Annotated in this window: 19 protein-coding genes, 1 tRNA gene and 3 pseudogenes; 18 read left to right on the top strand and 5 right to left on the bottom strand. The window is 59.2% G+C overall.

Annotation, left to right across the window (positions count from 1 at the left end; genetic code table 11):
* Positions 1-40: 40 nt before the first annotated feature.
* The gene (gene chvE / locus ASD36_RS18835; protein ID WP_060505838.1) at positions 41-1,108 is read right to left on the bottom strand and encodes a multiple monosaccharide ABC transporter substrate-binding protein; all 1,068 of its coding nucleotides are present in this window, start codon (positions 1,106-1,108) and stop codon (positions 41-43) included.
* Positions 1,109-1,404: 296 nt separating this feature from the next.
* Between chvE and ASD36_RS18830 the strand changes: the two genes are divergently transcribed.
* Together ASD36_RS18830 and ASD36_RS18825 are read left to right on the top strand one after the other, a co-directional pair.
* Positions 1,405-2,382: a LysR family transcriptional regulator gene (locus ASD36_RS18830; RefSeq protein ID WP_060511738.1), complete on the top strand. Its 978-nt coding sequence runs from the start codon at positions 1,405-1,407 to the stop codon at positions 2,380-2,382.
* Positions 2,383-2,435: 53 nt separating this feature from the next.
* A complete protein-coding gene (locus ASD36_RS18825; RefSeq protein WP_060505840.1) occupies positions 2,436-2,903 on the top strand; it encodes a hypothetical protein in 468 nt (155 codons plus the stop codon).
* Between the two features lie 3 nt (positions 2,904-2,906).
* On the opposite strand, the gene ASD36_RS18820 is transcribed toward ASD36_RS18825, so the two are convergent.
* A complete protein-coding gene (locus ASD36_RS18820; protein ID WP_082512264.1) occupies positions 2,907-3,134 on the bottom strand; it encodes a hypothetical protein in 228 nt (75 codons plus the stop codon).
* A gap of 385 nt (positions 3,135-3,519) precedes the next feature.
* On the opposite strand from ASD36_RS18820, the gene iolG reads away from it, so the two are divergent.
* The gene (gene iolG, locus ASD36_RS18815; RefSeq protein WP_060506069.1) at positions 3,520-4,515 is read left to right on the top strand and encodes an inositol 2-dehydrogenase; all 996 of its coding nucleotides are present in this window, start codon (positions 3,520-3,522) and stop codon (positions 4,513-4,515) included.
* 48 nt (positions 4,516-4,563) lie between these two features.
* Here the strand turns inward: iolG and ASD36_RS18810 are convergent, their stop codons facing one another.
* The gene (locus tag ASD36_RS18810; RefSeq protein ID WP_060505841.1) at positions 4,564-5,799 is read right to left on the bottom strand and encodes an ROK family protein; all 1,236 of its coding nucleotides are present in this window, start codon (positions 5,797-5,799) and stop codon (positions 4,564-4,566) included.
* 230 nt (positions 5,800-6,029) lie between these two features.
* On the opposite strand from ASD36_RS18810, the gene xylF reads away from it, so the two are divergent.
* The 4 genes from xylF (at position 6,030) to ASD36_RS18790 (ending at position 9,602) form a co-directional block, all read left to right on the top strand.
* Positions 6,030-7,070, top strand: coding sequence for a D-xylose ABC transporter substrate-binding protein (gene xylF / locus ASD36_RS18805; protein ID WP_060505842.1), 1,041 nt, complete (start codon positions 6,030-6,032; stop codon positions 7,068-7,070).
* Between the two features lie 115 nt (positions 7,071-7,185).
* Positions 7,186-8,499 (top strand): sugar ABC transporter permease, encoded by a 1,314-nt coding sequence (locus tag ASD36_RS18800; protein ID WP_060505843.1) that lies wholly within the window; start codon positions 7,186-7,188, stop codon positions 8,497-8,499.
* A 12-nt stretch (positions 8,500-8,511) separates the two neighbouring features.
* Entirely contained in the window at positions 8,512-9,297 is a 786-nt protein-coding gene (locus ASD36_RS18795; RefSeq protein WP_037098954.1) for an ATP-binding cassette domain-containing protein, read from the top strand.
* A gap of 228 nt (positions 9,298-9,525) precedes the next feature.
* Positions 9,526-9,602: transfer RNA gene (locus tag ASD36_RS18790), tRNA-Arg, on the top strand.
* An 838-nt stretch (positions 9,603-10,440) separates the two neighbouring features.
* Here ASD36_RS18790 and ASD36_RS18785 read toward each other — a convergent pair.
* Together ASD36_RS18785 and ASD36_RS31525 are read right to left on the bottom strand one after the other, a co-directional pair.
* Positions 10,441-11,037 (bottom strand): amino acid transporter, encoded by a 597-nt coding sequence (locus ASD36_RS18785; protein ID WP_082512275.1) that lies wholly within the window; start codon positions 11,035-11,037, stop codon positions 10,441-10,443.
* Between the two features lie 185 nt (positions 11,038-11,222).
* Positions 11,223-11,384, bottom strand: a pseudogene (locus ASD36_RS31525) (LysR family transcriptional regulator); the annotation flags it as partial.
* A 3-nt stretch (positions 11,385-11,387) separates the two neighbouring features.
* Here ASD36_RS31525 and ASD36_RS18780 point away from each other — a divergent pair.
* The 11 genes and pseudogenes from ASD36_RS18780 to arsB all read left to right on the top strand — a co-directional run.
* Positions 11,388-12,044: pseudogene (locus ASD36_RS18780) on the top strand (aldo/keto reductase); the annotation flags it as partial.
* 1 nt (position 12,045) lies between these two features.
* Positions 12,046-12,939 carry an FAD:protein FMN transferase gene (locus tag ASD36_RS18775; RefSeq protein WP_060505845.1) on the top strand — a complete coding sequence of 298 codons (894 nt, stop codon included), beginning with the start codon at positions 12,046-12,048 and terminating at the stop codon, positions 12,937-12,939.
* 13 nt (positions 12,940-12,952) lie between these two features.
* Positions 12,953-13,336, top strand: a complete 384-nt coding sequence (locus ASD36_RS18770) for a hypothetical protein (protein WP_200954914.1) — start codon at positions 12,953-12,955, stop codon at positions 13,334-13,336.
* Between the two features lie 36 nt (positions 13,337-13,372).
* Complete coding sequence (locus ASD36_RS18765) at positions 13,373-14,221, top strand: hypothetical protein (protein WP_060505846.1); 849 nt, start codon at positions 13,373-13,375, stop codon at positions 14,219-14,221.
* A complete protein-coding gene (locus tag ASD36_RS18760; protein WP_060511736.1) occupies positions 14,214-14,999 on the top strand; it encodes a hypothetical protein in 786 nt (261 codons plus the stop codon). The genes ASD36_RS18765 and ASD36_RS18760 overlap by 8 nt, the downstream gene beginning before the upstream one ends.
* 999 nt (positions 15,000-15,998) lie before the next feature.
* Positions 15,999-16,856 carry an AraC family transcriptional regulator gene (locus tag ASD36_RS30940; protein WP_060505848.1) on the top strand — a complete coding sequence of 286 codons (858 nt, stop codon included), beginning with the start codon at positions 15,999-16,001 and terminating at the stop codon, positions 16,854-16,856.
* Positions 16,857-17,789: 933 nt separating this feature from the next.
* A pseudogene (locus ASD36_RS30290) lies at positions 17,790-18,127 on the top strand (transposase); the annotation flags it as partial.
* Between the two features lie 68 nt (positions 18,128-18,195).
* Entirely contained in the window at positions 18,196-18,558 is a 363-nt protein-coding gene (locus ASD36_RS18745; protein ID WP_060505851.1) for a metalloregulator ArsR/SmtB family transcription factor, read from the top strand.
* Positions 18,546-18,986, top strand: coding sequence for an arsenic resistance N-acetyltransferase ArsN2 (gene arsN2, locus ASD36_RS18740; protein WP_060505852.1), 441 nt, complete (start codon positions 18,546-18,548; stop codon positions 18,984-18,986). The genes ASD36_RS18745 and arsN2 overlap by 13 nt, the downstream gene beginning before the upstream one ends.
* Before the next feature lie 15 nt (positions 18,987-19,001).
* Positions 19,002-19,526 carry an arsenate reductase ArsC gene (locus ASD36_RS18735; protein WP_060505853.1) on the top strand — a complete coding sequence of 175 codons (525 nt, stop codon included), beginning with the start codon at positions 19,002-19,004 and terminating at the stop codon, positions 19,524-19,526.
* Between the two features lie 4 nt (positions 19,527-19,530).
* Positions 19,531-20,589 (top strand): ACR3 family arsenite efflux transporter, encoded by a 1,059-nt coding sequence (arsB, locus tag ASD36_RS18730; protein ID WP_060505854.1) that lies wholly within the window; start codon positions 19,531-19,533, stop codon positions 20,587-20,589.
* The last annotated feature ends 2 nt before the right edge of the window (positions 20,590-20,591 follow it).

Genomic DNA, 20,591 nt, shown 5'->3' with positions numbered 1-20,591 from the left:
GGCCCGCAGGTGATGCGGGCCCGGAATGGAGAAGACGGGATCAGTTGTTGATCTGGTCTTCCGTGTAGTAACCAGCGCCAACCAGCACGTCCTTGACGTTCGACTTGTCAACAGCAACCGGCTTCAGGAGGTAGGACGGGATGACCTTGACGCCATTGTCATAGGTCTTCGTGTCGTTGATTTCCGGCTCCTTGCCGCCAATGATGGCGTCCGTCATCGAGACGGCAACCTTGGCAAGCTCGCGGGTATCCTTGAAGATCGAGGAATACTGCTCGCCAGCGAGGATCGACTTGACCGAAGGAAGCTCAGCGTCCTGACCGGTAACGATCGGCATCGGCATGTCGCCGGAACCGTAGCCAACGCCCTTCAGAGCCGAGATGATGCCGATGGAGAGACCATCGTAAGGCGACAGAACGCCGTCAACCTTGGCATCGGTGTAGGTCGAGGAAAGCAGGTTTTCCATGCGGGCCTGTGCAACAGCACCGTCCCAACGCAGCGTGCCGACCTTTTCCATGCCTGTCTGGCCGGACTTGACGACGATCTTCTTGGCGTCGATCAGCGGCTGCAGAACCGACATTGCGCCATCGTAGAAGAAGAAGGCGTTGTTATCGTCCGGCGAACCGCCGAACAGTTCAACGTTCTTCGGCTCGGTCGCGCCGTCGAGCTTGAGACCCTGAACCAGCGTGGTTGCCTGCAGAACGCCGACCTGGAAGTTGTCGAACGTTGCGTAGTAGTCGACATTGCCGGAATCGCGGATCAGACGGTCATAAGCGATGACCTTGACGCCGGCTTCATGAGCCTTTGCCAGGATGTCGGAGAGCGTCGTGCCGTCGATGGCGCCGATGATGAGAACCTTGGCACCCTTGGTGACCATGTTCTCGATCTGGGCCAGCTGGTTCGGGATGTCGTCGTCAGCAAACTGCAGGTCCGGGGTATAGCCGGCTTCCTTGAACAGCTTTTCCATGGTCTCGCCGTCCGAAATCCAGCGGGTCGAGGTCTTGGTCGGCATCGAGATACCGACAGTGCCCTTGTCTTGGGCGATCGCCGGAACGACGAACGACGCCACGCTGAGCGCTGCGGCGGCGAGAAGCGAAGTAACTAATCTCATGTATCTCTCCCTGAGTGTTGATCCAGGCGGCGATCAGCCGGCCTTGATATGTGCAGCGCGTCGCGTAGCCGAGAGATCAGAAAATCTCTTGGCGGAGGTTTAAGGGGTGAAAGAAAGCCCTCCCAGGCCTTACACGCTCCCGAGCACGCTGGCGCACATGGCTGCAAACTGGAATCAAACATCATAACTGTCAAATGCAATATATGTGTATCCATATAGCAATTTTGGTATAATGTGGCGGAACAGTGTGATTTTTTGCATATGCGAAGGCATTTTTCTCGGAAGGTGGGTAAAATATGGACGATTCAGCGCCGCACTCATCCACAGCTGTCGATTATTCGGAGCGCGGAATTTTTCGCTTAGGCTTAAAAATGAGTCATCTTCAGCTGATTTTGGCCATTGAGGAGCACGGGCAGATCAGTGCAGCGGCCGATTCCCTGAGCATTTCACAGCCAGCCGCATCGCGCATGCTGGGTGAGATCGAGACCATTCTCAAGGCGCCGCTCTGCGCCCGCGTCGCCCGCGGCGTCGAGCTGACACAGTATGGCCGGGCGCTGGCGCGGCGTGCCCGCACGATCTTCCTGGAACTGCGGGAAACGACCCGCGAGATCAACGAACTGAAAACGGGCAGCGGCGGCTCGGTGTCGCTCGGTTCTGTCACCGGCCCGGCCCTCAATCTCGCCGTTCCCGCTATCCGCCAGGTTTCGACCGCCTATCCCGGTATCGAAATCAACATCCAGATCGAAAACAGCAATGTGCTCGTGCGCGAACTGTTGGCCGCGCGGCACGACTTCGTCATCGGCCGGATACCGGACGACATGGATCCGCGGCAGTTCAATCTGATCGAACTCGGCGAGGAAGACGTCTGCCTGATTGTCCGTGCGGGTCATCCGCTGCTCGACAAGAGCATCATCAGCTCGTCTGATCTACCCGGTTACGACTGGGTTTTCCAGCCGTCCGGAACGCTACTGCGGCGCGCCGTTGAAGACAGCTTCCTGTCGGCCGGCACGCCCCTGCCCTCAACCATCATCAACACCTCATCGACGATCCTCACGGTCTCCATCGTCCGCCACACCAATGCCGTCGCTCCCGTCGCCCGTGACGTGGCAACGCTGATCGCCGGGAGCGGCAGCCAGGCAGGCGAAATTCGCGTCCTGCCCACCGATTTCGACATCAAGATCAGGCCGTACAGCCTGATCACCGCTCGCGGTCGCGCCCTGCCGCCAAGCGCCAAGCTTCTTTATGATCTGATCCTCAAGCAAAGTTCCGCCTGATCAGGCCCGCAAAACCTTGCCATGCTCTAAGGCGGCAAAACGGGAAGACGCGCATGTTCGGAATGTCGGTGTTCCAGTCCGTTCTGGAACGGCTGAAAACGGAAGAAGACGCGGAAGGGCCTGCTGAGGACGAGCAGCCAGCGCATACCAGTATCCGCGGCCTCAACGGCGGCTTCGTCGGCAATCTTGCCGCATCCGGGATGGCAGATAGCGGCGCAGTTCAGCGCGCCTATTTCGACACGGCCAGCGACGAGATGCTGGCGCCTGCCAAACCGGTACCCAAGCCCGTCATGCCGGACCATCTGGGCCGGATCCGCCCGGAGCAGATCGCCGCCGACCTGGCGCTGACCGAGATGGAAACGCCGCAGACACTCACCGACAAGCGCCGGCGCTTTGCAGCCGAAAATCATCCTGACCGGCACCACCCGGACTTTCGCTCCAACGCGACGATCCGGATGAAGATCGCCAACATGCTGATCGACGAGGCGCAACGGCGGTTACGGTTGATGCAGCGGCGGTGATGATCAGGCCGGGTCGTCGGTCTTGGCCTCTTCGGCAACCTCGGCCTTCGGCTTGAAAAAGATGATCAACACGCAGGCCGTATAGGCAGATACAGCAAGAAAGATCATCCCCCAGGTATTCGCACCGTTCCAGAACTCGACAGCCGTCCAGACACAGCAGAGCGCCACGATCAACAGCCGGACCCAAAGCGGCTTGTAGAACGGGTGATCCGGATCGATGAACTTCATCATGCAAACTGTCCTTGGAAATTTTCCGGCCTTGAAGGCCTTACATCACAACGTCACAGCTTTATGGCCAAAAGGACATTTGCCGCAAGGGGCCGGACGGTTTAACAGCTTGACGGCGACGGCGTAAATGGAATAAAAATTCCGAAAATAATGTTCGTTACGTTTTCATTCTGATTTTCGCTCGTGCCGGAGGAGATATACGGTATGCGCGCCGGAGTGGAAAAGAACAGGGAGAGAGATTGCCCCTGCCCGCAATACAGGGCCGGCCGACGCCTGAAACAACCTTGAAAGCATCAGCGCGGACCTGTCTTCCGCAACGCCTGTCCGGAGTGAGCGTCATCACCCCGTCCCTTCGCGGCGCTTTGCCGCTCGTCAAAAAGAGATGAACATGACCGTCAGATTTGGTCTTCTCGGTGCCGGCCGTATCGGCAAGGTCCACGCTAAAGCCGTCAGCGGCAATCCGGACGCCGTCCTGATCGCTGTTGCCGATGCCTTTCCCGAGGCCGCCAACGCGATCGCCAAGCAGTATGGCTGCGCGGTCCGCACGATCGAGGAAATCGAAAAATCGGCGGATATCGATGCCGTCGTCATCTGCACCCCGACAGACACCCATGCCGACCTGATCGAGCGTTTCGCCCGTGCCGGCAAGGCGATCTTCTGCGAAAAGCCGATCGATCTTGACGTCGGCCGGGTGCGTGAATGCATGAAAGTTGTCGAAGAGACCAAGGGCAAGCTGATGGTCGGCTTCAACCGCCGCTTCGATCCGCACTTCATGGCCGTGCGCAAGGCGATCGACGACGGCAAGATCGGCGACGTCGAAATGGTGACGATCATTTCGCGTGATCCCGGCGCCCCGCCGGTCGATTACATCAAGCGTTCCGGCGGCATCTTCCGCGACATGACCATCCATGATTTCGACATGGCCCGCTTCCTGCTCGGCGAAGAGCCGGTCGCCGTCACCGCCCATGCGGCCGTGCTCGTCGATCCGGAAATCGGCAAGGCCGGCGATTATGACAGCGTTTCGGTCATTCTTGAAACCGCATCCGGCAAGCAGGCGATCATCTCCAACTCGCGCCGCGCCACCTATGGCTACGACCAGCGCATCGAAGTGCACGGCTCGAAGGGCGTCGTCTCTGCCGAAAATCAGCGCGCCGTCTCGATCGAGATCGCCAACGGCGACGGCTATACCCGCCCGCCGCTGCATGATTTCTTCATGACGCGCTACACCGAAGCCTATGCCAACGAAATCGCCGGCTTCATCTCGGCGATCGAAAAGGGCACGAAGATCACGCCTTCCGGTGCTGACGGTCTCGCAGCTTTGGCCTTGGCCGACGCTGCCGTCAAGTCGGTCACGGAAAAGCGTCAGATCCGCGTCGGCGCCTGATCGATAAACCGAAGTCAGAAAGGCCGGGTTCGCCCGGCCATTCTTGTATCAAGACTGCTCTATCGACGACGGCAGCGGCCTGAAGGCGGCGATATCGTGATCCATGTCGGTCAAGGCCCGATCCAGATGCCCATCGAAAACCAGCCGCTGCTCATCGAAGATCACCGAAATTTCCGGTTTGCCCTGCAGCCGAACCTCATGCGACTGCTCAAGCCCCTCGTCGATGCCACGCTGCAGAAGATCGAAGTAACGCGTTCCCGGCCCGGTGATGTGGATCGGCATGCGGTCGTAGAGGCTGAGCAGCCGGGACAGACCATTGCCGAGCGCAATGCCGGCCTGCCGGAAAGCATAACCCGCCATGCGGTTTCCCTGGCGCGCGCTTGCGGCGATTTTGTCCATTTCCGCCAGAGGCACGAACTTGGCCGGGATCGTATCGGGCGGCACTTCAAAGGCTGTACGCAAAATCCCATAGAACCCCGCCGACGCCTCGATGCAGCCGAAGGAGCCGCAACGGCACAGGCAGCCATTGGTGGCATGCAGCATATGGCCGAAATTGGGTGCCGTCACCTCCAGCTCGCCAAACCTATCCTTGCGGGCAACGCCAAGCCCGATGCTGTGGCCAAGCGACAAGGCGGCAAGCACGCGAAAAGACCCGGCCTCGCTCGCATCCGCCTTCATTCCCAAGGCCTGCGCCACCAGAAGCGTCTCGTTGTTCAGGGTGACCTTGGCGCGCCAGTCCGGCTGCAGCAACGATACGAAATCGATCTGCTCGCCACCAAAGACCGGCGACCACAACAGCCGCTTGCCATCCGCATCGACCGTGCCCTTGCTGCTGATCGAGACGGCAAGGATCTGCGCCTTGTCCAGTTGCGACCGGTGAATAAGGCGGGCCAGCGCATCGAGGAACCCCTCGGCAAAAGATTGCGTGCCCACGGCCTTGTGATTGCGCAGCTCCTCGAAACGGTCGATCAGCCGCCCGGAATAATCGACCAGCGAATATTGCACGACATCCGAGGAGATTCGCACGGCAATCAGAAAGCCGCTGTCGCGGCGCTGCGCAAACAGCACCCGCGGCCGGCCGCGTCCCGAAGGCGCCTGCTGTTCCGCCTTCTCAATGACCCCTGCCCGCTCCAGTTCGGCGGTGATCGCAGAAACGGTTGCAGAGGCCAGCCCCGTATGTTCGGATATGTCGGTATGGGAGAGCGGCCCCAGACGCCGCAGCGTTGCAAGCACGAGCGCGCTGTTTTGCTGACGCACCAGTTCGGTGCTCGATTTACTCAGCATTGCGCATCCCTGTTGCTCACGAATCCCACAAACACATGCTCCTCCCAAAGCATCTGCCCGATGTCAAACGGCCTTGTTCAAAGCATTGTTGACAGCCCCGAAAAACTCTGACATCTATTTTCTCGACTGTCGAGAAAAAACTCTTTTGGAGCTGGCGACAGGCAAATTTGCTGGCCGGGGGCCGTGCGGGAGGTTCGCGCGGACGGCCAGCGGTCACTTGGGAGGACTTCATGAAATCAGTTTTGACACTGATGGCAGGCGCTGCCATCATCGTATCTCTGCACACTGCAGCCATGGCCAAGGATCTGGTCGTTGGCGTTTCCTGGTCGAACTTCCAGGAAGAACGCTGGAAGACCGACGAAGCCGCCATCAAGGCAGCCCTCGAAGCCTCCGGCGACAAGTACATTTCCGCTGACGCCCAGGCATCCGCCGCCAAGCAATTGACCGACATCGAGTCGCTAATCGCACAGGGCGCCAACGCCATCATCGTTCTGGCGCAGGATTCGGAAGCCATCGGCCCGGCCATCGAAAAGGCCGCCGCTGAAGGTATTCCGGTCGTCGGCTACGACCGCCTGATCGAAAATCCGGCTGCCTACTACATCACCTTCGACAACAAGGAAGTCGGCCGCATGCAGGCTGCCGAAGTGTTCAAGGTCAAGCCGGAAGGCAACTACGTTTTCATCAAGGGCGCATCAACGGACCCGAACGCTGACTTCCTGTTCTCCGGGCAGTTGGAAGTGCTGAAGGCCGCCATGGACGCCGGCAAGATCAAGAATGTCGGCGAAGCCTATACGGACGGCTGGAAGCCGGAAGTTGCGCAGAAGAACATGGAGCAGTTCCTGACCGCCAACGACAACAAGGTTGACGGTGTCGTCTCCTCGAACGACGGCATGGCCGGCGGCGTTGTCGCAGCGCTCGAAGCCCAGGGCCTGGCAGGTTCTGTTCCGGTTTCAGGCCAGGACGGCGACAAGGCCGCCTTGAACCGCGTCGCACTTGGCACCCAGACCGTATCCGTCTGGAAAGATAGCCGCGAACTCGGCAAGAAGGCCGGCGAAATCGCTGTGGCGCTTGCCAGCGGCACCGCCATGGATGCGATCCCCGGCACTGTCAAGTTTGCCGGCGGACCGAAGGGCGTCGAAATGCAGTCGTTCTTCATCGCACCGCAGCCGATCACCAAGGACAATCTGAACGTCGTCATCGACGCCGGCTGGATTTCCAAGGAAGAAACCTGCCAGGGCGTCAAGGCCGGAACCGTTGCAGTCTGCAACTGATCCGATCCTGAACATGGGCAGATAAAGTCCCGTTACCAGCGCCGCAGCGATCACGTTGCGGCGCTTCTCCGATGTACGGTACTTTAGACAAGAATAAAGGGGGAGTAATCAGGAAATGGCAAACACCACCATTGCCACGCCTTCCAGCAGCGTGCGCCAGACACAGGGGAACGCCTTGCAGCGCTTCCTGCAGGCGACCGAGATCGACACCCGGCTTCTGGGAATGATCGCAGCGCTGATGTGCATCTGGCTCGGCTTTCAATTTTTTACCGACGGGCTTTTCCTGACGCCACGCAACCTGTGGAACCTGACGGTCCAGGCTGCATCGGTCTCGGTCATGGCAACCGGCATGGTGCTCGTCATCGTCACCCGCAATATCGACCTGTCGGTCGGCTCGATCCTCGGCTTCGTCGGCATGATCATGGCGATCACCCAAGCCAAGATCCTGCCGCCGCTGATTGGTTTCGACCACCCGGCCACCTGGATCATAGCGTTGACAGTCGGCATCGCGCTTGGAACTGCCATCGGCGCCTTCCAGGGCATCATCATCGCCTTTCTCAACGTTCCCGCTTTCATCGTCACGCTGGGCGGCCTGCTGATCTGGCGGGCTGCGGCCTTCCTCGTCATCTCCGGCGCCACCGTTGCGCCGATGGATTCGACCTTCCGCCTGATGGGCGGCGGCGCGGAGGGGTCGATCGGTGCCACGGCCAGCTGGGTCGTCGGCGTCATCGCCTGCGTCATCATCGTCGCCTCGATCATCAACTCGCGCAAGCAGCGCAAGCGCTTCGGCTTTCCGTTGCGGCCGATGTGGGCGGAGTATTTCCTCTCCACGGTCGGTTGCGTCATGGTGCTGGCCGCCGTCTGGGTGCTGAACAGCTATTACATGCCGGTCAATCTCGCCAAGAAATATGCCGAGGCCAACAACATCCCCTGGCCTGAAGGCGGCTTGCAGATCCCGCTCGGTATCGCCATCCCGGTGCTGATGGCCGTCGGCATCGCCATCGCCATGAGCTTTCTTACCACCCGCACCCGCTTTGGCCGCTATGTCTTTGCGATCGGCGGCAACCCTGAAGCAGCCGAACTCGCGGGCATCAAGACCCGCTGGGTGACGGTGCGCATCTTCGCGCTGATGGGCGCACTCTGCGCCATCGCAGCCGCCATTTCGACGGCCCGCCTGAACGCAGCAACCAATGCGCAAGGCACGCTCGACGAACTCTATACGATCGCTGCTGCAGTCATCGGCGGTACGTCGCTTGCCGGCGGCATGGGCACGATCTCAGGCGCAGTTCTCGGTGCGATCGTCATGCAATCCCTGCAGTCCGGCATGGTGTTGTTGCGCATCGATACGCCACTGCAAAGCATCGTCATCGGCATCGTGCTGGTCATGGCCGTCTGGCTGGATACCGTTTATCGCGGCCGGGCCAAGTAAAGGAGTACGACAATGACGGAACAACGCACTCCGCTGGTGGAAATGAAGAACATTTCCATCTCTTTCGGCGGCATCCACGCCGTCGACAACGCCTCGGTCGATCTCTATCCGGGCGAAGTCGTGGCTCTGCTCGGCCATAACGGCGCCGGCAAGTCGACCCTGATCAAGATTCTGTCAGGCGCCTACAAGCGTGACGCCGGCGAAATCCTGATCAATGGCGATCCGGTGCAGATCAACAATCCCCGTGACGCCAAGGGTTACGGCATCGAGACGATCTACCAGACGCTCGCAGTCGCCGATAATGTCGATGCGGCCGCCAACCTCTATCTCGGCCGTGAGCTGCGCACCCCCTGGGGCACGCTCGACGATGTCGCGATGGAAGCCAAGGCCCGTGAAGTGATGGGGCGGCTCAACCCGAACTTCCGCCGCTTCAAGGAACCGGTGAAGGCACTGTCCGGCGGCCAACGCCAATCGGTGGCGATCGCCCGCGCCATCCTGTTCGACGCCCGCATCCTGATCATGGACGAGCCGACCGCGGCACTCGGGCCGCAGGAAACGGCGCAGGTTGGCGAACTGATCAAGCAGCTGAAGCGCGAAGGCATCGGGATCTTCCTGATCAGCCACGATATCCACGACGTCTTCGATCTCGCCGACCGCGTTTCGGTGATGAAGAACGGCCAGGTGGTCGGTCATGCCCGCACCGAGGATGTCACCAAGGACGAAGTGTTGGGGATGATCATCCTCGGCAAGGTCCCACCGAAGGCCATCCCCGGCCCCGGTGCGATGCAGACGGCCTAGGCAATTCTGTGCCTGAAAGAACAATGCCGCGCCTCCAAAGCGCGGCATTTTTTCGCCCGTCCCTTGCCCGTTGTTCCCTTCCCTCCGCTCTGGCAGCGATTGCGAGCCGTACCATTTTCAATGAACAGGATTTTCCTGCCGCCGGGACGCTTTCACCATTGATGCGCGGCACGACCTAGGCTATGAACCGGTCACAGCTTGCTTCGACGGCCTCAAACCGTCGCGGATGCACCCGTAGCTCAGCTGGATAGAGTGTTGGATTCCGATTCCAAAGGTCACAGGTTCGAATCCTGTCGGGTGCGCCATTTTTTCTACGTCGCCACATAAGTGCGGACTGGCTACCATATAACGCGGACTGTGAACGCATAAACGCGGATTAGTCTGACAGATTCCGCCTCCAGAGGCGTTTCTTACGGCGAGATCGCTTCATCCCTGTTCCCTTCCGGCGTCGTCGTCACTGCAGCCTTGCACCATGTCTATCGTTGAGGGGGCGATGCCGGCGCTTGTCGGGTGATCAGTGTTCGGTTAGATTTTTGGTATTTCGTCGCCCATCCGCAGCGCCTCATGCTGCTCGACACATGTTTCAGGTCATTGTAATTGTTGACATTGGTGGCCGACGGTCGCGAAATGACCGAAAGTGGGCTTCGTCGCGCACTTCTCAAGATCACAGTTAATTTTTGGTAGCACGTCTTTCCTGCCCAAAACGCCGACCACCTTGTTCAGAATAGCCTCCAATTAATACTTAGGGCCGATGAGACCGTGATGAAAATTCAAGTCTAATAGAGATTATCGGCAGCTCAAAACAATAGAAATATAGCGGCACAAATAATGCGCAACATATACTTTGAATTGTTGACAATCGCCATGGATTCATCGTCGAATCCTATAAATGTTGACAATAATGCGGCTAGCGAAGGCCTGAATGATTCTTGCGGATTTGGCTTTGTGAATCCTTGCTGGCTGCACGCTGGCTCTGAAGAGACGTTGGGGATCGGGTAGTGGGAGTTACACGCCCTCACTTTCAAAGTGTCGATATGCAGATTCCTGACTTATCCCGAGCACATTCCCAAAAGCCCAAGGTTTCAATCCGCGCCAGCCAGCTAGATTGTCGCTTTGCGCCAGAAGCAGTCATCCTGCCTTTCTTCAAAGCCGTGTGATCCATTCATGTCCCGGATACATTGCCTCAAGCCAACATCGTAAATCGGCTTTTTCCTGATCGTGAAGCTTCGGCAAGGCAGCATGCAGGTCTTCCTCATCCTTCGCTCGAACGTGTTTTGCCTTAAACAACAGGGCAAGAGCAGGAGCGAGATAAGGAATTCCGGTCGGTGTTTCTCGAACCGCAGTCGATCTGGGCAGACGGAATGATGGATCGCGCTTGTAAGTCCAATTTTCTCGGGTGCCATGTTCGATCATCATGTCCACGCGCCAGCAAAGGTTCGCCATGTCGGCTCCCCATAATTGGGTGGTCTCTGGCCGAGGCCTCGTTTCAGGAGCAAGATAGGCAAAATTGCCGTTGCGGACCTCGAAGAAATCCAGCTCGGATAACTCGTCGCGAAAAATATCGACATCGTCCGAAAGTATGCAGAACTCCAAGTCCTCGTGATCGCGGGTCTGGTAACCGTGCCACAGGTCTAGTGCCCAGCCACCGACAATATACCAGGACGGGTGCTGGTAGCGGAAACGCTCAGAAAGCAGTTCCGGTGTCCAAGCATCCCGCGCATCATCTGGAATATGTTGCATCCTCACCACCTGCATTCGCTTGATTCGACCGTCGCATTCCTCAGTGAGCGATATCAGCCCTTCGCCCTGCGGAGGAAGATACCGTCGATGCATCTGGCCTTTCGATAGCACATACCGCCAATGACCTCTTCGGGCCGGAGGCCGTCATGACGCAGACGCGCCAACTGGGGACGTGAATTACGCCGCTATTTTTCGACATAGGCCGCCAGTTCTTCGGCAGATCCGGAGGGAAATGCTTCCCTGAGATAGTCGAGGAAAGCAGACACCCGCGCGCTGAGAAGGCGGCGTGAAGGATAGAGCGCCCATAGCGCCGTTTCCGGCCCTTCGACATCTCCCCAGCGAACCAGCCTAAGCGCCTAAAGACCGACCGCATCGACCTCTTCTACCAGCACCGCGTCGATCCGGCCGTTCCGATCGAAGATGTCGCGGGTGCGGTGAAGGGCCTGATCGCGGAAGGCAAGGTCGAGCATTTCGGTATGTCTGAAGCGGGTGTCGCAACGATTCGAAAGGCGCATACTGTCCAGCCGGTCACCGCGCTTCAAAGCGAGTATTCATTGTTCACGCGAGATCCGGAAGCGGAACTGCTTCCCGTTCTCGAAGAACTGGGGATCGGTTTCGTGCCGTTCACGCCACTCGGCGCGGGATTACTGACAGGTAAGATCGACGCGAGCACGAAATTCGATGCAACAGATTTCCGAAATCTCGTCCCGCGCTTCGACGCTGATGCTCGCGAGGCCAATCTCGCACTGGTGGCGGCGATCACGTCGATTGCCGTTGGGAACCGCACTACTCCCGCTCAGGTCGCGCTGGCCTGGTTGCTGGCGCAGAAACCCTGGATCGTGCCGATCCCCGGTACGACGAAGCAGCACCGTCTCGAAGAGAACATTGGAAGCGTCAATCTCGAAATGACCTCGGCCGACTTGGCAGAGATCGAAACCGTTCTTGCGAAATTCGAGGTTGTTGGCGAGCGACTTCCCGAAGCCGTCCTGAAAATGACGGGCCTCTGATATGGATGGCGTGTTGACCTGCCATTTCGAGTTCGATGCCATAGGCACGTCTTGGGAGATCGACACGCCTGCTCCGCTCTCTCAAGAGGTCAGGTCGCGGATACTCGACCTGATCGAGCGCTTCGACAGCGTCTATTCCCGATTCCGTGATGACTCCATCGTTTCGCGGATCGCAAATGCTCCCGAAGGTGGGACGTTCACCTTTCCGTCCGGGGCGATCCCGATGTTCGATCTCTACGATCGGCTTCACGACGCGACGGGCGGAGCGGTCGATCCGCTCGTCGGATGTGATCTCGAGCGTCTGGGATACGACGCTGGCTACTCGCTCCTTCCGGATGAAGACTCTCTTGCTTCCATGACGACCAAGCGTCCGAGCTGGTCTCGGGACCTCGTGCGGAATGAACGAACCGTGAGCACCCGCAAGCCGCTCGTGATCGATCTCGGTGCAGTCGGAAAAGGCAGGCTCGTCGATCTTGTCACCGACATTCTGACGGAAGAGGGCGTCGTTGAGTTCGTGATCGATGGCAGCGGGGACATGTGCCACCGTGGAGACGGTACCCTCACCGTCGGCCTCGAGCATCCCCATGATCCGGACATGGTGATCGGGATCGCTAACCTGAAGGATTCGTCCATCTGCGCCTCGGCGTCCAATCGCCGCCGATGGGGTCATGGTCTTCACCACGTCCTGGACGGGCGGACCGGGCGACCGACTATGAACGTCATCGCCACATGGGCGATTGCCGCCGACGCGGCAACGGCCGACGGGCTCGCGACCGCTCTCTTCTTCGATCCGCCGTCCCGGTTGATGTCGACCTTCGATTTCTCGTTCGTCCGCATGTTCGCCGACGGCCGCGCCGAAATCTCGGACAATTTCAATGGCGAAGTCTTCACTTGAGAAAGGAACAGCAATGCGAAGCCAGACACGGAAAATGCTTCTGACCACGGCACTCACGCTCGTGCTTGCCGGGGCGGCGGAGGCTGAAGGCGCGCGCAAGACGCCGTATGCCGACGGTGTCTATACCGCGACGGGCGAATACGGCGGGCAGCCGTCGCATATCACGGTCAGAGCAACCCTGAAGGACGGCATCATCACCACCGTCACCGTAACCCCGCATGCCTATGTCCCGCGCTCCCTGGAACTCCAGCGCGCCTTCGCGGCGGCCGTGCCCAAGGTCGTCGTCGGCAAGAGGATCGATGAGGTCCGGGTCCGAAAGCTTGCTGGCTCCAGCGGCACGCCCAAAGGCTTCAATGATGCCATCCGCCAGATCAGGCAGCAGGCAGCACGTGGATAAGCAGGACAAAGCCATGCCAGGCGAGAGGAGATTTCATTGTTAAACAGCATCAAGTCGGTTCTGCTCGCGTCGCTGCTGGTCCTGTCTGACATGTCGGTAGGCAGATCGGAAAGCAGGAACCTGTCTCCGACGAACACGATCGGCGACATCCTGCGACATCCGGCATTCTCAGGATACGCGCCTCGGGTCCTACCGTGGGACGATCGGCGATACGACGAGGACATGACACTCAACGGCTTGCAAAAACTGCTGCCCTATCACAGCGCCGTGGACGTGCAGACGGTTCTGGGCGGCCTCAACCGCATTATCGACGATGTCGCAGGCGGCCACCAAGTGTTCTACGACATCTATTCCGACGAGGAGAAGAGGGCCGACCCAACCAAGCAGAACACGGGTCTCTTCTTTTTCCGGGGAAAGCCAGGAGCACCGTTCGCCATCGTCTCCCCCGGCGGCGGCTTTGCCTATGTCGGATCCGTCCACGAGGGCTTCAGGGACGCGAGGACAGCGCACTACCGCGATCTTGGTGCGAGATACCTCCTTCTTTCTGAAACCACTCTTCGGCTGCCAGTCCTCAAAGACCTGAAACGGATGTGGATGCACAGGCAGGTCGAGGGGGAACATCCTCAGATGGCGGAGCTTCGGCAATGCCTCCGCAGAGCGACCTACCCGGCCACGATCGAGAGCCTCGTCCGCTCGATGCCGATCAACGGGATCTTCACCCATAGCCGCACCGAGGGCAGATCATCGGCCCGCCACGTCACCGAATGCAATCCCGTGTTCTCCGCCGTGATGCAGATGGCCATCCGAGGTGAACTCGATGTCGATCTCGCCAACAGCCTTTCGCCCTCCACCATCGTAACCAGAAGGAATGCCGCTCATGCGTGACGATATCATCTGGCAGAAGATTAAGACCTACCACGAACTGGATCTGCCACCTGATCGCGAGAACGCGCCGACGATCCAGGCGTGGGAGCTGAAGGATCGCCAGCAATTCTTCATCCTGAATCCGCGCCGAACGAAGTACGGCATCTTCTCATTCGGCGGGACCCTGCAAGCGGCAAAGGATTCCAATCCGCAGTCGGAATTCACTCATCTCGGCACCAATGACAGGATCTACCTCTCGGATTGGCAGATCAGCGAACTCGCCCGCGCCAAGCGTATCCGCCCAGTCATTGGGCCGACCGACGGGGCGAGGAATGTCCCCGGCTCGTCATTTGCCTTGAAGCCGAACCAGCGAAAAAAGGCGGTGACGAAGCTGGCCTATGCGGACGGGTTCGAGACCTTCATGCGCGAGAACGATCTTCGGTCGATGACCGATGAGCAGAAGGCGCAGGTCATCAAGAAGGTGGCCGCGGAAATCGGCGACGACAAACCACCCGGGCGATCTGGGTGGTACAAGATCATCAGGATCGCCCGCACCGGAAATCAATACGACAGGCTTGTCAGTTTTGCGGACAACGATGCGGCGAAGGGCAACCGTCGCCTCCGTTACGGGCCGACGACGAATGATGCGATCATCGATGCCGCCCAAGCGGCGGTTGCGGCGCGCGGCGACTGGAAGACAATCCGTGCTCTGCTCGAAAAATGGTCAAAGCTTGGTGGGCGCTATTACCACAGCGGCCTTCCGCGCGTTCAACGACGGGTCCTCTCACATCCTCATTGAACATCTTCGACATGTCGTCGCGACCCGGCTGGCACCCGACGACTCCCACAATTATTTCGGTTATCGCCATGCTGCATGATCAATTCCGTCTCCAGCGCATCTTCTCGAGATGGCGCGTGCGTCCGTGCTTCGGTGAAGGCGCACGCTCCTATTTCACCCGGCTCGTGATGGATGGGGAGGAACTCACTCCGCGCGACTTCGCACTCCGCAGCGACATGTACCGCGGCGGTGACCCGATCCGGCAGATCCTGAAAGCGGTGACGGATCTGCCGATCGCCGAGGAGGAGAAAGCATCTCTCGTTCGGTGGACACCGATCCCCGCAACCAGGTCGAAAAACACGACCGCCCCACCGCGGGCATCCCGTCGAAGCCTTCGATACTGCCCGGAATGTGTGAAGGAAGCGCCATATCACCGGAGTTGGTGGGATGTCCGGAGCCTGACGCGTTGCCTTTTCCACGGAAACTCGCTGCGTCTCGGTGAAGGCGATAGCTCATATCCATTCTATGGCCACCTGAAGGGCGGGCTGGGAGTCGGGCGCGGCTCTTGCCCCAACGACGGCTCCTACGATTGCTACCAGCTTCAGCGGATGGGGATTGTGGAGCCGCTGGTTCCGCGCCCCCTCCTCGACGGCATCCCGTTCGATGTCGTCGTCCACTTCGTCGAACGCATCGGTCGGTTACTGTCACAGTCGAAGGTAGTCGCCACGCCTCGCATCTCTCGGACATCCCAGGAGACGGGTTTCGAGGCACTCGGAAAGGATGTCGATCACCTCGAAAGCCGTTTTGCCGACTGGCTGGCTGCGAACAACTCTCTGGAAGAACTAAAAACAGGAAACCTGGCCAACTATGGTTGGGGTGAACATATCGGACAGTTCCTTCACGCAATAAGGGATACCGAACTGTTCCAGAATGTTAGCCTCGCCCAGATCCGCGCATGCGCCCGGCATGGAATGCTGTCGCGACGTCTGCTTACCGCCGGTCCCTCTGGGAGGTCTCGACATGACGGAAAACGGAGCCTACGGCGAGACGCTGCGGCGTACGTTCAAGACCGACACGGCACCCTCGTTTGTCGCTCGGACATTGAAGAACGCCAAAGTGGCGGTGACGGAAATCCGCTGCGACAAAGAGGACACAGGTCTCACTGAGCCGATCCCCGTCGAAGATGCGTTCCTGGTGACGATACAGCTCCGCGACGTACACTCCCATGGGCTGTTTATCGACGGCCGCCGGGTACAGACTGATTTCCTTCCTGCCGGAACAGCGAACATCTACGACCTGCGCTCCTCGCCTGTCGCCGACAGCATAAGCACGTTTCATCACCTGAGCTTCTACCTGCCGCGCGAGGCTCTTCTGGAAGTTGCAGAACGAGAAGGCCTGCCAGACGTAGACAGTTTCGATCAACATCCGGGACTGGGCGTGAAGGATGTCATCCTCCACAATCTGGCGCGGGCGATCCTTCCGTGTTTCCGGGCTCCGCGGGATTCGAACCGTCTGCTGGTGGACCACGTCAGCATTGCAGCCACGGCTCATGCGATCAAGACTTATGCTGGATGCAGGATCGGGACAACAACGATACAACGTCTGTCACGTGGTCAGGAAGCTCGAACGAAGGATCGCATCGCGGAGCATCTCGACGGCGACCTGTCCCTTTCCGAACTATCGACGGAGGTCAGCATGTCGCCGCTTGATCTAGCTGCATCCTTCGAACTGAGTGCGGGAATGACCATTCACCAATGGCGGGCCAACCTTCGAGCAGAGCGTATACGACGTCTGATCGTGCGGGGATACGATCTGCGGACGATCGACCGAATGTTGGCAGGTTGGGAATCTCATCGCCTCAGCAACGATCACGAGTAGGCCATGCCAGCAGGCTCTCCGATGTCGTCTCGATCTCTTATAAAGCGAAACTTCGGGAGGGACGGATGGATGGATGAACGCGCCATTGAAAGAAGCGTAGCATCTCGCGCGCCCGGCACCGGACGATGTAGGGAATCGAGATGGACGAGAATCCTGGACCCACACCTCGGTAGCTCTTGCTCCGCCTCTATTCTGGATCTTTTCGAGGCTGAATCCTGTCATTCAACGCCTCCATCACTTCCCGCCCTGATAGCTCAGACCGTTCCATCAGGCTCGCCGCCAAGTGTTCGCAAGCGCTCCGATTCCGCTCAAGGAGCTCTTTCGCACGGTTGAGCTGGTGCTGGAGGATAGTGTTCCCGTTTGCCATGAAGGCATTAATGAATGGTGGCGTTGCGAAGATCGATGACGTTGATCATTGATTTCAGCCTTCGAAGCAAAAAGACGCTTTCTTCCAGGTTCACGTCTTCCGACCTCCTGGAGGCACCAGCTTCAAGTGCAGGGAGCAGGATCGCAATTTTCAATCCTATCAGATACTTCAGAACGACATCCTGAGGCGTGATAGTCCCTCTAATATCACACTCTCCGTGCAAGCAGAGGCCCGACCAGACATCAGCCGATCAACACTCTCGACGAACCGGACGAGATGGGATTCCTTGCTCGGACCGACCATGCTCACGTATATCTTTCGTAGTGACTGTTCGGAGAGAGAATTCTTTGCGAAATGCGCATAGTGCTCTCGCTCGTGGCTTTGGATCCCGTCACTTCGCTGTGATCCGTCGTTCCTGATGTTGTCTGATGGCATGAAACACTCTCCCTGACATAGATGATGAATCCTATCTGCATCGACTTCAATCGGTACGGCTGGGATACGTTACCACTGGAACGTTACTGCCAATAAGATCGGCATCGAGCGCATCCAGAACTTCCTGCCCCCGCCAGGCGCAGATCATGAGCCGCCAGGGCGTTGATCTCGACCGCTCAACACTCGCCGACTGGTCGGTCGGGCTGCTTTCGAACTGCGCCCAGTCTTCGACGCCTTGCTTGCCGACTTGAAGCGGTCGACGAAGCTGTTCATGGACGAGACCCGTGCGCCGGTGCTTGATCCTGGTTACCGTAAAACCAAGACCGGATACTTCTGGGCGCTGGCCCGTGATGACCGACCGTGGGACGGAGGTGCGCCGCCGGAGGTAGCCTTCACCTATGCGCCCGGTCGCGGCGGGCTACATGCCGAGCGGATATTGCAAGGATTTACAGGCATCCTTCAGGTGGATGCATCACATCGATCGCCCTGATGGCCGTTGATGCTTGACAGCGATTATATATCCGTTATTCTGGATACATGGAATCGAAAAACGCAATCGCGGCGCTGGCCGCCCTGGCGCAGACAACGAGGCTTGAAACCTTCCGTCTGCTTGTCAAAGCCGAACCGGACGGCATTCCGGCGGGCGAACTGGCGCGCAGGATGGACATCCCGCAGAACACCATGTCCGCCCACCTCGCGACATTGGCGCGGGCTGGCATCGTCAAGAGTGAAAGGCAGAGCCGCTCCATTATCTACCGGGCGGATCTCGAAGGTTTCCGCGAGCTTACGCTGTTTCTGCTCAAGGACTGCTGCGGCGGGAATGCGGAACTATGCGCTCCTCTGATTGCCGATCTCACATCCTGCTACCTGCCGGGGAGCTCGCAACCATGCGTGAATTGAAGCTAGAACCCGTTCTGGTTTCCGATGACCTTCGAGTGGCCCTGACATCGGCTGGACTGCTGGTCGACGATCTGGACGGTTCGGATCGCAGCTATTTCGCTTTGGTCGCCGCTGATCGTCGCGTGGTCGGCTACTCCGGGGTCGAGACGTGCGATGACGAGGCCGTTCTTCTTCGCTCGGTAGTGGTTCTTCCCGAGTACCGATCGAAAGGATACGGGCGGCATCTGGTTGAGTTGACCCTCGCCAAGACATCCCCCTCGGCCGAGGTCTACCTCGCCACGACGACCGCGGCATCCTTCTTCGAGCCCATTGGCTTCGCCTCCGTCCAACGCGACCAGGTGCCGCCGGCGATCCTTTCAACCCGCCAGCTCTCGGGACTCTGCCCCGCCTCTGCGACGATCATGAAACTGGAACGGCCTCCGACCTAACCACGGAACACGACCATGACCGACAAAACCTACAACGTGCTCTTCCTGTGCACGGGCAATTCCGCACGCTCAATCCTCGCCGAATCCATTCTGAATAAGGTGGGCGGCGGACGCTTCAAGGCGTTCTCCGCGGGCAGCCAGCCCAAGGGGGAAGTGAACCCGCACGCGCTGAAGGAGCTGGACGCTCTGGGCTATCCGTCGATGGGCTTCGCTTCGAAGAGCTGGGACGTGTTCGCCACGCCCGACGCTCCCGAAATGGACTTCATCTTCACCGTCTGCGATAGCGCCGCAGGCGAAGCGTGTCCGGTCTGGATCGGCCATCCGATGACTGCCCACTGGGGTGTCGAAGATCCAGCAGCGGTCGTCGGTTCCGAAGTTGAAATCCAGCGCGCCTTCGCACAGGCGGCCCGCTTCCTGAAGAACCGCATCTCCGCTTTCATCAATCTTCCGCTGGCCTCCATCGACCGCCTGGCGCTCCAGCAGCAGGTTCGCCAGATCGGTACGCTCGAGGGCGCATCCGTGAAATCCGCAAAGGCCTAATGAGATGTCCACGTTCGAACGATACCTGACCGTCTGGGTCTTTCTCTGCATCGTCGTCGGGATCGCCCTCGGCCACATGATGCCTGGCGTCTTCCACCTCATCGGCGGCGCCGAGGTGGCGAAGGTGAACATCCCAGTCGCGGTGCTGATCTGGCTGATGGTCATCCCGATGCTGTTGAAGATCGACTTCGGCTCTCTGGCCAAGGTCGGCAGCTATTGGCGCGGGATTGGCGTCACGCTCTTCGTCAACTGGGCGGTCAAGCCGTTCTCAATGGCACTGCTCGGATGGCTTTTCGTCGGATGGCTCTTCCGCCCCCTGCTCCCGGCCGATCAGATCGATTCCTACATCGCGGGTCTGATCATCCTTGCCGCCGCACCATGCACGGCCATGGTGTTCGTCTGGTCGAACCTCACCAAGGGCGAACCGCACTTCACCCTGTCTCAGGTCGCGCTGAACGACGCAATCATGATCGTCGCCTTCGCTCCGATCGTCGGGCTTCTTCTGGGACTGTCGGCGATCACCGTCCCGTGGGACACGCTGACGATCTCGGTTGTCCTCTACATCCTGATCCCTGTCGCCATCGCCCAGGGCGTGCGCAAGCTGCTCACCGCCGACGGCACCACGAGATCGCTCGACCGTCTTCTCGGTCGACTGCAGCCGCTCTCCCTGCTCGCACTGCTCGCGACCCTGATCCTGCTGTTTGGTTTCCAGGGCGAGCAGATCATCGCACAGCCGACGATTATCGGCCTGCTGGCGGTTCCGATCCTGATCCAGGTCTACTTCAACTCAGGACTGGCCTACCTGCTGAACCGGATGTCGGGCGAACAGCATTGTGTCGCTGGTCCGTCGGCGCTCATCGGGGCCAGCAATTTCTTCGAACTCGCAGTCGCCGCGGCAATCAGCCTGTTCGGCTTCCAGTCAGGTGCAGCCCTCGCCACCGTCGTCGGCGTTCTCATCGAGGTTCCGGTGATGCTGTCGGTCGTGTGGATCGTGAACCGTACGAAGGGCTGGTACGAGGCAGCGCCTGCCGTCGCCAAGAACACCGCAACCGAAAGGACCTGACG

The sequence above is a fragment of the Rhizobium sp. Root1334 genome (genome assembly GCF_001426665.1).
Lineage (GTDB): Bacteria > Pseudomonadota > Alphaproteobacteria > Rhizobiales > Rhizobiaceae > Pararhizobium.
Note: the sequence above shows the minus strand (reverse complement) of the source record. Positions and strands in the feature narration are given on the sequence as shown.

Excerpts from the sequence above, each read along its gene's own strand:
- arsB (WP_060505854.1), top strand. The coding sequence starts at position 19,531 with ATGTCCACGTTCGAACGATACCTGACCGTCTGGGTCTTTCTCTGCATC.
- ASD36_RS18745 (WP_060505851.1), top strand. The coding sequence starts at position 18,196 with ATGGAATCGAAAAACGCAATCGCGGCGCTGGCCGCCCTGGCGCAGACA.
- xylF (WP_060505842.1), top strand. The coding sequence starts at position 6,030 with ATGAAATCAGTTTTGACACTGATGGCAGGCGCTGCCATCATCGTATCT.
- ASD36_RS18820 (WP_082512264.1), bottom strand. The coding sequence starts at position 3,134 with ATGATGAAGTTCATCGATCCGGATCACCCGTTCTACAAGCCGCTTTGG.
- ASD36_RS18795 (WP_037098954.1), top strand. The coding sequence starts at position 8,512 with ATGACGGAACAACGCACTCCGCTGGTGGAAATGAAGAACATTTCCATC.
- ASD36_RS18785 (WP_082512275.1), bottom strand. The coding sequence starts at position 11,037 with ATGCAACATATTCCAGATGATGCGCGGGATGCTTGGACACCGGAACTG.
- ASD36_RS18760 (WP_060511736.1), top strand. The coding sequence starts at position 14,214 with ATGCGTGACGATATCATCTGGCAGAAGATTAAGACCTACCACGAACTG.
- ASD36_RS18830 (WP_060511738.1), top strand. The coding sequence starts at position 1,405 with ATGGACGATTCAGCGCCGCACTCATCCACAGCTGTCGATTATTCGGAG.
- ASD36_RS18775 (WP_060505845.1), top strand. The coding sequence starts at position 12,046 with ATGGATGGCGTGTTGACCTGCCATTTCGAGTTCGATGCCATAGGCACG.
- arsN2 (WP_060505852.1), top strand. The coding sequence starts at position 18,546 with ATGCGTGAATTGAAGCTAGAACCCGTTCTGGTTTCCGATGACCTTCGA.
- ASD36_RS18735 (WP_060505853.1), top strand. The coding sequence starts at position 19,002 with ATGACCGACAAAACCTACAACGTGCTCTTCCTGTGCACGGGCAATTCC.
- ASD36_RS18800 (WP_060505843.1), top strand. The coding sequence starts at position 7,186 with ATGGCAAACACCACCATTGCCACGCCTTCCAGCAGCGTGCGCCAGACA.
- iolG (WP_060506069.1), top strand. The coding sequence starts at position 3,520 with ATGACCGTCAGATTTGGTCTTCTCGGTGCCGGCCGTATCGGCAAGGTC.
- ASD36_RS30940 (WP_060505848.1), top strand. The coding sequence starts at position 15,999 with ATGACGGAAAACGGAGCCTACGGCGAGACGCTGCGGCGTACGTTCAAG.
- ASD36_RS18770 (WP_200954914.1), top strand. The coding sequence starts at position 12,953 with ATGCGAAGCCAGACACGGAAAATGCTTCTGACCACGGCACTCACGCTC.
- ASD36_RS18810 (WP_060505841.1), bottom strand. The coding sequence starts at position 5,799 with ATGCTGAGTAAATCGAGCACCGAACTGGTGCGTCAGCAAAACAGCGCG.
- ASD36_RS18825 (WP_060505840.1), top strand. The coding sequence starts at position 2,436 with ATGTTCGGAATGTCGGTGTTCCAGTCCGTTCTGGAACGGCTGAAAACG.
- chvE (WP_060505838.1), bottom strand. The coding sequence starts at position 1,108 with ATGAGATTAGTTACTTCGCTTCTCGCCGCCGCAGCGCTCAGCGTGGCG.